The sequence below is a fragment of the Cupriavidus metallidurans CH34 genome (assembly GCF_000196015.1).
GTDB lineage: Bacteria > Pseudomonadota > Gammaproteobacteria > Burkholderiales > Burkholderiaceae > Cupriavidus > Cupriavidus metallidurans.
The window spans coordinates 1,281,027-1,293,468 of sequence record NC_007974.2 but is presented as its reverse complement, the minus strand read 5'-3'; the positions used below and the strand labels follow the sequence as shown (position 1 = coordinate 1,293,468).

9 protein-coding genes are annotated in these 12,442 nt (G+C 61.2%); 2 read left to right on the top strand and 7 right to left on the bottom strand.

What is annotated here, in order from left to right; all coding sequences use genetic code 11:
- The first annotated feature begins 510 nt into the window (after positions 1-510).
- Complete coding sequence (locus RMET_RS23970) at positions 511-1,020, top strand: MASE3 domain-containing protein (RefSeq protein ID WP_029309916.1); 510 nt, start codon at positions 511-513, stop codon at positions 1,018-1,020.
- 37 nt (positions 1,021-1,057) lie between these two features.
- Here the strand turns inward: RMET_RS23970 and RMET_RS23965 are convergent.
- Positions 1,058-2,244, bottom strand: a protein-coding gene (locus RMET_RS23965; RefSeq protein WP_085960481.1) for an IS3-like element ISRme13 family transposase whose coding sequence is annotated in 2 segments (ribosomal slippage) — positions 1,058-1,989 and positions 1,989-2,244 — 1,188 coding nt in all. Because the reading frame shifts where the segments join, the coding sequence is not laid out codon by codon here.
- 37 nt (positions 2,245-2,281) lie between these two features.
- Between RMET_RS23965 and RMET_RS23955 the strand changes: the two genes are divergently transcribed.
- Positions 2,282-4,363 carry a bifunctional diguanylate cyclase/phosphodiesterase gene (locus RMET_RS23955; RefSeq protein ID WP_322790417.1) on the top strand — a complete coding sequence of 694 codons (2,082 nt, stop codon included), beginning with the start codon at positions 2,282-2,284 and terminating at the stop codon, positions 4,361-4,363.
- A 315-nt stretch (positions 4,364-4,678) separates the two neighbouring features.
- Here RMET_RS23955 and RMET_RS23950 read toward each other — a convergent pair whose 3' ends face one another.
- The 6 genes from RMET_RS23950 to RMET_RS23925 form a co-directional block, all read right to left on the bottom strand.
- On the bottom strand, positions 4,679-5,059 hold the full coding sequence (locus tag RMET_RS23950; protein WP_011519093.1) for a putative quinol monooxygenase: 381 nt from the start codon (positions 5,057-5,059) through the stop codon (positions 4,679-4,681).
- Between the two features lie 56 nt (positions 5,060-5,115).
- A complete protein-coding gene (locus tag RMET_RS23945; protein WP_011519092.1) occupies positions 5,116-6,642 on the bottom strand; it encodes an argininosuccinate lyase in 1,527 nt (508 codons plus the stop codon).
- A gap of 352 nt (positions 6,643-6,994) precedes the next feature.
- Positions 6,995-8,677 carry an amidohydrolase gene (locus RMET_RS23940; RefSeq protein WP_011519090.1) on the bottom strand — a complete coding sequence of 561 codons (1,683 nt, stop codon included), beginning with the start codon at positions 8,675-8,677 and terminating at the stop codon, positions 6,995-6,997.
- 318 nt (positions 8,678-8,995) lie between these two features.
- The gene (locus RMET_RS23935) at positions 8,996-10,534 is read right to left on the bottom strand and encodes a DHA2 family efflux MFS transporter permease subunit (RefSeq protein WP_024569721.1); all 1,539 of its coding nucleotides are present in this window, start codon (positions 10,532-10,534) and stop codon (positions 8,996-8,998) included.
- A 95-nt stretch (positions 10,535-10,629) separates the two neighbouring features.
- A complete protein-coding gene (locus RMET_RS23930; protein WP_011519088.1) occupies positions 10,630-11,772 on the bottom strand; it encodes an HlyD family secretion protein in 1,143 nt (380 codons plus the stop codon).
- A gap of 23 nt (positions 11,773-11,795) precedes the next feature.
- Positions 11,796-12,329 carry a winged helix-turn-helix transcriptional regulator gene (locus RMET_RS23925; protein ID WP_011519087.1) on the bottom strand — a complete coding sequence of 178 codons (534 nt, stop codon included), beginning with the start codon at positions 12,327-12,329 and terminating at the stop codon, positions 11,796-11,798.
- Positions 12,330-12,442 lie beyond the last annotated feature (113 nt).

Genomic DNA, 12,442 nt, shown 5'->3' with positions numbered 1-12,442 from the left:
GTTTACCTCTCGCCGGCAAAAATGGGGCCATGGAAAATGCTCGCCCAAGCTTGCAATAGGTGGTCCAAGCTCTTTCGGTTCCACGTGGGCACCGAAAGAGTGGCTAGCGCACGAAGGTATCTCGTCTGGGTCACGTACTCATTTAGGCTGGTACCGTCGATTGACCGTTGCGGACTGCGGATTCAACCGGTCGATACCTGCCACTTGACCGACGCTTCTGAAACATCCGCCTAGCATTGAGGTGAACGACTGCATTGGCTAGACGCGGAAGTTCGCCAGATACCCCATTTCGGCTACTGACTTATGCCCCTCGAAGGAAGGGGTACATCTCACTCCGATTGGGTCGACAACTACATGTTGATCTTTGAGGAGGAATGGGTCGGTACTCTTTGGAAGTACGGGCGCCAGCCAGACTTCATGTGTGTGTCCGTGCGAAGCCTTTACTAGTTGCGTGACTACCCTCCCGAGAATCGCGGTGTTGCTGACCTCGTATTGAGCCCATCCTTCGGCATGAAACCCAACTCCTCCCTTCTGTTCGCTCCAACTATTGACGCGTATCGGAAGCGCCTGACCCTGTTAGTCGGCTTCCTGTTCGTTCTCTACGGGATACTGTGGCTCAAGGACACCAGAGCTGATATCGGGCTCGCGAACTATCTGCCATTGCACCTTGCGATGGAAACCGCAGCCATCGTTGCGGCGACGCTGGTCTTCGGCATTGCCTGGAATGCCCACGCGGAATCTCGTCCGGGCAGTGTCATTCTTCTTGGCGTGGTGCTGTTGGGTTCGGCGCTACTAGACTTCGCGCACATGCTGGGGTCCGGCGGCATGCCAGATTTCGTGACCCCTGCAAGCCCTCAGAAAGCCATCACATTCTGGTTCGCCGCACGATTTCTGGTAGCCATTGGATTGCTCATTATTTCTCTCCGCCCCTGGCAGCCGGTGCTGAATCGGCGAGGGCGATATCTCGCTCTCATGCTGGTTTTAGCTTACGTTGGGGCGATCTACATTAGTGAACTGTGACCTTGCCCCTGTTCCACGAATCCCATAACCGAGGGAATTAGGCAGCCCGGTGTTGCTGAGCTGCGGACCAGTTTTTCTCGAACGTCATGGGGCTGACGTAGCCCAGCGTCGAGTGGAGTCGGCTGGCATTATAAAAGCCAAGCCAGTCAATTACCTCGTCCATTGCGGCGCGGCGGGTAGCGAACTGGCGACCGTGCAGGCGAGCGACCTTCAACGACCCCCACAGACTCTCAGTCGGCGCGTTGTCCCAGCAATCGCCCCTGCGGCTCATTGACGAGCGCATGCCATACGCCTTCAGGGCGTCTTGAAACAGATGGCTGCAATACTGGCTTCCCCGGTCGGTGTGCACAATCACACCGGCTTCCGGGCGGCGCCGGAACCAGGCCATGCGCAGCGCGTCCGTGACCAATTCGGCCTTCATGTGTGGTTGCATCGACCAGCCAACCACCTGCCGGCTGAACAGGTCGATGATGACCACCAGGTAGAGCCAGCCTTCGGCGGTCGCCACATAGGTTATGTCGCTCGTCCAGACTTGATTGGGTGCTGCTGGGCTAAAGTCGCGTTGCAGCAGATTGGGGGCCACCGGCAAATCGTGGTTCGAGTTGGTTGTCGCGATGTACTTGCGCTTGTGGCGGGCACGGATGCCGTGCAGCGCCATCAGCTTGCGAACACGCTCCTTGCCCACCCGCACCCCACGCGCCAGCAGTTCCTTCCACATGCGCGGCCAGCCGTACTCCCCCTTGACCCCGGCGTGAATCGCCTTGATGTGGGCCAACAAGGCATCGTCACTGAGTCGGCCTCTATCTGGCCTGTCGGTGCTTACTGTGCGTTGCTTGCGCTGGTGATAGCCGCTGGGGCTGACCCCTAACAGCTCACACAGGACCGAGACCGGCCAGTAACGTCGGTTTCGCTCGATGAACGCATACCTCACACCGACTCCTTCGCAAAGTATGCTGCGGCTTTTTTTAAAATATCGCGCTCCATCTTCAAGCGCGCCACCTCCGCCCGAAGCCGGGCCAGCTCCATCTGCTCCGGGCTGACCGGCTTCATACCCGCACCAGTCAGCTTGCCTTCCCGCTCCGCCTTGACCCAGTTATGCAGCGTCTGCGCTCTGATGCCCAGGGTCGCGCTAACCACTGCCATGCTCTGCCCGCTCTTCACCAGCCGTACCGCTTCCAGCTTGAATTCCAGCGTGTACTGCGCCCGCTTTGTCTTGCTTGTCATCACATCTCTCCTTGCTTCAGTTTAACCTCAGCAAGGGATTCGTTTTGCGGGGGCAAGCTCACTGTTCTTTCCGGTGGATGCGCCGCATTTCTTCATTCCGGGCAGTGGCATGACCCCGTTGAAGATCCGGATAGAGTATTCGCTGGTTCTGATGTACGGTATTGCCGCTGTTGCCCTCTATCGCAAGGCTTGCCTGGAAGCCGGTTTCAATCGGGCTGACTTGTTCGCCGCCGCTTCCATCACGTGCCTGTCAGAGTTATGCGCCACGCTTTACGGATCAGTCAGTGATACGTTCAATATTGCGTGCCACGTATTCAAGATCATTTCTTTTTTGCTGATCTTCCGTGCCGTTTTTGTCGATAGCGTGCGTCAGCCGTTCCGCGATCTCAATGGGGCGCTGCTGAAGGAGAGGCAGTATGCGGCGGAACAGCATTCGCTGGTGCGGACCCTGGACATGCTGGAGGAGGGCGTGGTGGAGCTTAGCCCGGATGGCGTCGTTATGCATGCCAATACAGGGTGGTGGAGGCTGGCCGATACGCGTTCTACCAACGGCACTCTGGATGAATTGATCCACCCCCAAGACCGCCCTGCATTTCTGGCGTGTCTTGGACATTTGCAATCCGGGCAAAAGGATGAATTCCACGGACGCTTCCGCTTCGTCGCCGGCGCCAGCCACGAACGCTGGATGGACTGTCGCTTTCTTGCAGAACGAAACGACCGGAGTCTGATCATCGGTATTCGGGGCGTTCTGCGCGACATCACCAAGACTTATCTTCAAGAGCGCCACATTGCTCATATGGCGCACCACGATGCACTTACCGGGCTGCCCAATCGGATATTGCTGGAAGACCGCATTAGTAAGGCCATCCAATCCGCCAAGCGCCACAACGAGATCGTCGCGGTATGCTTTGTCGATCTTGATCATTTCAAGAATATCAACGACGCTTACGGGCATAAGACGGGCGATGGCCTACTACGAGAGGTCTCCAGCGCACTGGTAACCTGTCTCGAGGAAGGCGACACGGTGGCACGCTGGGGGGGTGATGAATTTGTTGTACTGTTCCCGTGCATCACGGACCTCGACGCTGCGCGCGAGGCAGCAGGCAGGCTGATCAACGTCATGGGCCAGTCCTTTGAGTCGAATGGACAATGTGTCAATGCGACGTTCAGCGTGGGCGTTTCCCTCTACCCCATCGACGGAGACAATGTCGATACGTTGCTGACTCATGCCGATCGGGCAATGTTTTACGCAAAATCTCAGGGGCGCAACAACTTCCAGTTCTTTTCTGACATGACTGAAAGAGGGTTCGGGAAGAAGGAGCTTTACATCCAGGCGCGTCTAGCGCAGGCCCTCCGAGACGAGTGCATTACTGTCTGGTTCCAGCCGCTGGTGAGCACTCGCAGCGTAGCCTCCGGCGAACGTTATCATCTGACGGGGGTGGAAGCCTTGGCACGCTGGAAAGACGACGAATTCGGCTGGATTCCTCCTGGCAGCTTTATCCCGATGGCTGAGAACCTCGGCCTGATCGGTGAGCTTGGCCGCCTGGTGCGAAGGAAATCGCTGGCCCAGTTCCGGGAATGGATGCCAGGCCGTCCGGACCTGCATCTTTCCCTGAATATTTCCAAACGCCAGTTGGTTGCGCCGGATTTTTGCAGCTCAATGGTCGAAGACTGTGTGACTTTTGGGGTTCCGACCGGCAGGCTGGTTCTGGAGGTCACGGAATCGATCGCTTTGATGGAAGTGGAGGGCGCCGCCGACCAACTACAGCGACTCGCCGACGCCGGCTTCACGCTTTCCATCGATGATTTCGGAACTGGCTACGCCTCCCTATCGCAATTGCATGCACTGCCCGTCGGAGAGCTGAAGATCGATATCTCCTTCGTGCGGCGCGCTCATACGCCGGATGGCCTGCGGATACTGCAGGCCATTGTGCAACTGGCCAAGGCTTTGTCTTTCCGCACGGTAGCAGAGGGCGTCGAGGATGAAGCGACAAGCGCCTTACTTGACGAATTGAATGTCGACATCCAGCAAGGCTACTACTTTGGTCGCCCATGCGCGGGCGAGGAGTTTGAAGAGCACGCACTTTATCTTTGCGGCGAGCTCCGACCCTGTCTCTGACATGAGGTACGGCAAGACACCTATCGATTGAGCTGCGGATCTCCGTGTGGCGACACGCTGCCCGTTTACGAATGACCGTTTCGGAGATCTGTAGCCAGTCGAGACACAATGGGCTGACGACGGTTCCTGGCCGGTCTCGGCCTTCCGTCTATCCAGGCAAGGGCTTCCTGGCGCAGAAGATCGCTACCGACCCAAAGCCGCCGTACGATTCGTTCCAAAGCGGTCGCTAAAGAGGGCAGCGCAACTGTCCCCGTTTGAAGCCAGCCCGTGCGGTGGTTGGCAAACTGGCCTTAACGAAGACGGTGGCGGTTGCCTCTAGCGAGTTGTTAACCCCTGGCCGCCAATCGGCGTTGTCTCAAACCGTTCGCCGAAACCCGCGATGAGTGGTTTTCCGCGCACGATGGCTTGTTGCACTGACGGCAAAGACAGGGAGGCTCGATGGCTATCTTGGCTGTCCCAGACCTCGGTGATCCAGATCGCATCAGCATCATTCGGATCATGCGCGACGATGTAGCTCAAGCAGCCAGGCATTCCGCTAACGCCCTCAAGGAGGATCGAGGCTAGTGCCTCGCGTTGTCCAGGAATGACCTTCATCTTTCCAATCAGTCCGTACATCCTTGTTTCCTCATCACAGAAAAGCTCAACTTGCGTCATCTTGAGCCAATGATGGTCGAGCGTGGTGTCTTCGTCGATCACTCGCTGGCTTCACCACGCGGCCGTTGTCGCGACAGAACCGCAGCGGGCATCGGCGCCTACTTCAGCAACTTCTCGAAATCACGGTCGAGTCGGCCCAGCGAGCCATCGATCGCCGCCCGCCGCGCGCGGATCCACGCATCCTGTTGTGCCAGTTGTCCCTCGGACGCCTTCAGCATGCGTTCCATCTCTGCTGGCTGCGGTCCGCCCACCGTCACGCGACGCTTGACGATGGCCACCGGATCGAGCGCCGCGCGAAACTCCGCCTCGCTCATCGGAAACTCCCCACCACCGTAGTCGCGCACGGCTTCGGCATAGATGCGCTTCGCCTCGGCATAGGGGAAGGCGCTTGGCTTTATGTCGTGCGCCTTCGCATAGTCCACCAGGTTCGACGCGAAGTGATGGCCGACGCGGAACGGCAGCTTGTACTTGCGCATCAATTCGTCGGCCAGTTCCTGTGATGCCGTCCAGTCGCTGTCCAGTTCATCCAGCGCGCGCGGCCGATCGATCACCAGGGCTGTCATGATGCGGTCCAGCCCCTTCAATGTCGTGATCGCGCTCTGCACCATCTGGCCATTGGTAACGGCATCCTTGGCATCAGACATGCCCGGCGGCAGGTTGTGCGCACGAATCACCGGCCCCATGGCCAACGTGATCGCTGTGGAGGCCTTCTCGCGCGTGGAGTTGAGCAGCCCCGGATTGCGCTTCTGCGGCATCGCACTGGACACATAGGTATTGCCGCCGCCCTCCTGCAGCAGGATCCAGGGGCGCGGCTGCGCATACTGCGTCATCACATCCTCGATGAAGCTCCCGGTGTGCAGGGCGATGCTGGTCACGATCGCGCCCACTTCCACCGGCAGGTCCACGGCGCTGATCTGCGACGCATCATAAGCGTTATCCACCAGCGCGGAGAATCCGAGGTAGCTCGCCATTCGCGTGCGGTTCAGCGGCCAGCCCGTGCCGTTCAGCACCGTCGTTCCCATCGGCGAGCGATCGATGCGCTGATAGGCTTCCCGCAGGCGCTGGGCATCGCGTTCCAGACCCGCATTGATGCCGAGCAGGTAGTGGCCATAACTATTGGGCTGCGCAGCAACGCCGTTCGTGTAGTTCGGCACGATGGTTTCGGCATGCTGCCGCGCCAGCTTGACGATGGTGGCGGAGGTCTTGTTGAGCTGGTCGGCCAGCGACAAGACTTCGTCGCGCAACATCGCCGCGCGCACCGTCGCAAGCATGTCCTGGCTCGAGCGGCCGGCATGGATCAGCGTGACTTCCTGACCTGCGGCCTGAATCATCAGCGGCTCGAAAGTAATCACCGTCGACGGTCGTTGGCCGCCGGGCTTGTCGCCATTGGCCAGCACCGTGGCAATGCCGCCCGCCACTCGCGGCGCCTGCGAGCGATCCAGCAATCCCTCGTCGGTATTGATGACCGTCGACGCCTTGTTGATCTCCCCTAGCCAGAAAAAGGCATCGTGGTTAGCGCCGCCCGCCGCGAATGCGGCTTGGGGGCCGACCGACATCATCAGCATGGCTAGTGCGGTCAGCCTGGCCAGTGATTTGACTCGGCTGTGCAGTCGGGGGGTAGGCATGTAGTCTCCAGAGGTGTTTGCTTGTTCGGACAGGACTCCGGATTCTAGGGTGGAATCGCCGAGTTGTGGCACACGTGACATTCTGCCTGTGGTGCGCATTGCTGCTGTGCTTCGTGATAAGCAGGCAACGCCGGATGTATCGAAATGGTGTCTCGGTGCTCGATCTCTCGGCCAGGGACGCCGGGGGCCTTGCAGCGTCGGGCGACGGGCTTGGTGTGCTGCGACATGGGCGTGCCGTGCGCAACGCCGTTCGACGTTTAAGAGGCAAAGAAAAAAGCCCGCTCTCGTGAAGAGAGCGGGCTTTTTCCCATGCAACGGCTATCACGCCATCACGGCGCAATCATGACTCGGTTCAGCGCTGTGCCGACTGCTCACCCTTCGCATACACGCGCTCGCCGGCTACCCACGTTTCCAGTACCTGGATCTTCCAGATATCGGCCGGGGCTACCTTGAACAGGTCGCGGTCCACCACGATGAAATCGGCCCACTTGCCGGTCTCCAGCGAACCCAGCGTCTTTTCCTGATGCTCGGCGTAGGCGGCGTCCAGCGTGAACGCGCGGAATGCCTGCGGCAGGGTCATTGCTTCCTCGGGGTGCCAGCCGTGGATCGGTCGGCCTTCATGGTCGGTACGCGTCACCGCCGCGTGCAGGCCGTAGAACGGGTTGGCCGATTCCACCGGGAAATCCGAGCCGCCGGCAATCACGGTGCCTTGCTTCAGGAAGGTTTGCCAGGCATAGGCGCCCTTGATGCGTTCCTTGCCGATACGGTCTTCCGCCATGTTCATGTCGCTGGTGGCGTGCGTCGGCTGCATCGACGCGATCAGGTCCAGCTTCTTGAAGCGCGGAATATCAGGCAGCGAGACCACCTGCGCGTGTTCGATCCGGTTGCGCAGGTCGCGGCCACCCACTTCCTTGTAGGCCACTTCCATGGCGTCGAGCACCTGATGATTGGTCTTGTCGCCGATGGCGTGCACATTGACCTGGTAACCAGCCTTGAGGGCGGTCTTCACGGCGGTCTGCATCGCGGCATCGCTCATGAACAGCAGGCCGCTATGGGCGTGGTCGTCGGTGTAGGGCTCCATCAGCGCGGCGCCACGGCTGCCCAGCGCGCCATCGCCGTAGAGCTTCACGGCACGCAGGTAATAGCGGTCATTACCGTAGCCGATCAGCGGCCCCTTGGCGGAAAGGGCCTTGAAGTCGTCGCCCGTATCGCGAATCATCCCGTAGATGCGGGTGTTCAGCTTGCCCTGGTCGGCGAACTCGCGATAGATGCGGTCGTCGGCCACGGTCACGCCGGCATCGCCCACGGCGGTCAGGCCCAGCGCGTTCATATGCGCGACGGCGGCGGCCAGCGCGGCACGGCGATCGTTGTCGGTGTAGGGCGGAATCACATCGTTGACCAGCGCCATGGCCTTGTCGACCAGCACGCCGGTCGGGTTGCCCTCCGCGTCGCGCTCGATACGGCCACCGGCCGGGTCCTTGGTGTCACGTGTGATGCCGGCCGCCTGCATGGCCTTGGTGTTCAGCCACGCGGCATGGCCATCCACCCGAACCAGTCGCACCGGGCGGTCCGACACCGCGGCATCGAGCTCGGCGGCGGTCGGGAAGCGGCCCAGCTTCCAGTTCACCTGATTCCAGCCGTAGCCGAGCAGCCACTGGCGTTGGGGGTTCTTCTGACCGTAGGCACGGATCAGGCCTTGCGCTTCTTGCAGGTCGCGCGTGCCGGAGAGCGAAATCTCGGTCGTCTTGAAGCCCAGGCGGAACACGTGGCCGTGGGCGTCGATCAGGCCCGGCAACAACGTCTTGCCCTGACCGTCGATACGCTTGGCATCGGGGTATTTCGCGCGCAGGGCGGCGGCGTCACCGGTGGCCACGACCTTGCCCTGGTCGAACACGAGACCGCTGAACTGCACGATCTGATCGTGCTGCAGCGTGTAGCCCTGCACCGACTCCACCAGCGTTGGGGCTGCGTGGGCGTGCATCATGGTCATGGCGGCTGCCAACGCTACCAGACTGGTACGGATGACTTTCTTCAAGAATCTCTCCTTCTCGTTGTGCTTTGTTTTTTAGTGTTCTGGCCGGCGATGGTGAGACCGGCCCACCTTCTTTGTATGTACTTGACCGGACATTGCAGACATTGGTCTGGCCCAAATCGGACGGCGCACGGGTAGTACAGTGCGCCGCATCATAAGAGAAAAAAGAAGGGGGCGATAGGCGGGGAAATGCCGAAACAAGGCCGTTCGGCGTGACCGTTACCAATGGACGTTCGATAGCCGCTCAATAGAAGCTCAATAGAAGCTCAATGGACGGTCGATGGACGGTCGATGGACGGTCAATCGACATTCCGCCGGCGTTCAATGGGCATCCGCAGACGGCGCGCTCGGGGGCGCAACCTTTCGCATTAGCACGACCATTGGAACCGCGATGACAAAACACACAAAGATCGCGAGGAACGCATCGGCGTAGGTCAGCGTGTGGGCCTCGCGCATCGTCAGCGCCCAGAGTTGCTTCAGGGCGGCCGCGTTGCCATCACTGATCTCGTTGTTCATCGTCACCGCGTGCGTGGTTGCCTCGTTGAGGAAAGCGGCCATGGACTCGTTGCGAATGTTCAGGTGTTCCGCCAGACGCAGGAAGTGCAGGTTGGTCCGGTCGTTGAGGATCGTCGCGCAGGCGGCAATACCGATGGCCCCGCCCAGGTTGCGCATCAGGTTGAATAGCCCGGATGCCAGCTTGAGCCGTGCCGGCGGTAAGCCGCCAAGCGTCAGCGTAACGGTGGGCGCCACGGCGAACTGCTGCGCCATACCCCGCAACGCCTGCGGAAACAGCAGTTCCGCGCCGCCCCAGTCGTGCGTGATTGGCGCGAAATTCCACATCGATAGCGCAAACAGGGCGAGGCCGAACATCAGCAGCCAGCGTAGATCCACGCGGTTCGCCAGGTAGGCATAGAACGGTATCGATAGCACCTGGAACAGGCCCGTCGAGAAGATCGCCAGCCCGATCTGCAGGGCGCTGAATCCGCGTACCTGACCCAGGAACAGCGGCGTCAGATATATCGTCGCGAAAATTCCGATGCCGACCACAAACGAGAAGAAACATCCGAGCGCGAAGTTGATGTCCTTCAGCGCGCGTAGATCTACCACCGGGTTCTTGTACGTGAGCGAACGCCACAGGAAACCAATGCCGGCCAGCCCGGAGATCCAGGCCGTGGTCAGGATCGTCCGGTCGCCCAGCCAGTCCCAGCGGGGGCCTTCCTCCAGGGTGTACTCGAGACAGCCAAGAAACAGCGCCATCAGTACGATGCCGAGGTAGTCCGCCCCCTTGAGCAGCGACCAGTCGGGCTCGTCGATCTTGACCAGCGCCGGCACCGCGATCGTCACGAAGATCCCCGGCACCAGGTTGATGAAAAACAGCCAGTGCCACGAAAAATTGTCGGTGATCCAGCCGCCGATGGTTGGGCCAAGGGTGGGGGCCAGCGACGCCAGACCACCGATGATCGCGGCGGCGGCCACACGCTGACGTCCCTGGAAGAACGCGAAGACGGTGGTGAAGACCATCGGGATCATCGATCCGCCCAGAAAGCCCTGCGCCGCGCGGAAGGCGATCATGCTCTGGATATTCCACGCGATGCCGCAGAGCAGGCTGGTAGCCGTGAATCCGGCGGCTGATGCGGCAAACAGCCAGCGCGTGGACATGACGCGCGCGAGCCAGCCTGATAGGGGGATGACGATGATCTCGGCGATCAGGTAGGCGGTCTGGACCCACACCGTCTCGTCCGCGCCAGCGGACAGCCCACCGCCAATATCACGCAGCGACGCGGAGACGATCTGGATGTCCAGCAGGGCGATAAACATGCCCACGCACATCGAGGCAAAGGCGAACACCCGCGCTCCCATCGGCAGTTCGCCGGGCGAGTGTATCGGGGAGACGGGTGGCGCTACGGGTGGAACCGATGACGCCTGCGCGGCGGAAGGCGTGCTGACGTCGGCGCTCATGACTTGCTCGCTGCGGTGTCTGCCGTCACCACCTTTGCGGCCTTCGTATCGACTTCCGCCACCACCGACAGGCCCGGGCGCAGGGTGCCGAGCCTGGCATCTTCGTCATCCAGCACGATCCGCACCGGCACGCGCTGCACGATCTTCGTGAAGTTGCCGGTGGCGTTCTCCGGAGGCAGCACGCTGAACTGCGCGCCCGTGGCCGGTGCCAGGCTTTCGACGCGGCCGTGGAAGACCTTGCCGGGCATCACGTCGGCCACGATCGTGGCACGCATGCCGGGCCGCATATGTGCAAGCTGGCCCTCCTTGAAATTGGCATCGACCCAGAGTCCGCGTGCCGGCACGATCGACAGCAACTGGCCGCCGTTAGGCGCGTAGACGCCGACGCGCGCGCGGCGGTTGCCCACGGTGCCGTCGACTGGCGCGCGAAGTTCGGTGTAGCCAAGATTGAGTCGGGCGATGTCGCGCTCGGCAATCGCCTGGGTCAGCGATGCCTGCGCCTGCTGCCTTTGCGTGGCGATCACATCGAGTTGGCGCAGGGCGGCTTCCGCGCTGGCCTTCGCTTTCTGGCCGTTGGCGACCGATTGCTTGTAGTCGGCATCGGCCTTCTGAGAGCTTTGGATCGAGACCGCCGATTTCTCGACCAGACTGGCATAGCGCGCCTGGTCGTCGCGCGCCCGCTTGGTTTCCGCATCCACCGCCGCCACACCGGCGCGGGCCTCGGCGATCACCGCCTGCTGCAGTTTTTCCCGTGCATCGAGATTGGCGATCAGCGCCTGCTCGGACGCGACTGCGCCCTCCGCCTTGGCCAGCGCTGCGCGATAGTCGCGGTCGTCGATGCGTGCCAGCAGATCTCCCGCGTGCACCTGCTGATTGTCGGTCACCAGAACCTCCGCGACATAGCCCGGCACCTTCGCGGCAATCAGCGTCACGTCACCGCCTACGTAGGCGTCGTCGGTCTCTTCGGTGAAGCGTGAATCAGTCCACCAGTGATAGCCGTATCCCGCGGCTGTCACGACGAGCAAGGCGCCCGCGCCGCGTATCAGCAACGCCCGCCGGTTGGTGCCACGCCTGGCCGGGGCTGCCGTGGATGGAGCGGCCTCGGCGGGGGCGCGGCTCGCGGTGGTGGTGCTTGTCATGACTGTGCTCCGTGGTTCCATGGTTAGCACGCGCCCATCGTGGGCGCGGTGGTATTCGAATCGGATTGCTGATGCTGAGCGGCGCGTTCCAGGCGCGCGCGCAGGCCCGGACCCGCGGCGGGGCCCGGCGCGAGGTAGTGATCGGATGCGGTGATGGGGGTGCCGGTGGCCGTATCCACCAGCGCGAATTCCACCGGGTGGCCGGTGCGGCGATCCATGAGACGTACCAGTTCGCCCTCCTGTGAGAAGTGGCGACTCCCCCATGCCAGCAGGGCCAGCAGCACGGGACGGAAATCGCGCCCGAGATCGGTCAGCAGGTATTCGTCGCGGGGCGGGTGGGCGCTGTACTGGCGTCGGGTCAGCAGCCCGTCGTCCACCAGACTGTTCAGTCGTCGCGTCAGCATGTTCGGCGCGATGCCAAGCACTTTCTGGAACTCGTCGAAGCGGGTCGTGCCGTAGAACGCCTCACGCAGGATCAGGAAGGTCCAGGGGTCTCCGACACGTTCGATGCCACGTGCCATTGGGCAGGGCGCATTGCGATGTGACTTTCTGAACATGGCAGTCCGTCCTCGAAAAAAGACGTTGCTATCAATATGAAAGTTAGTCTAGGCTAGCAACTATCATCATGCAAGAAACAGTTTCGAGAACCGCTGCATGAGAACTGACGAAA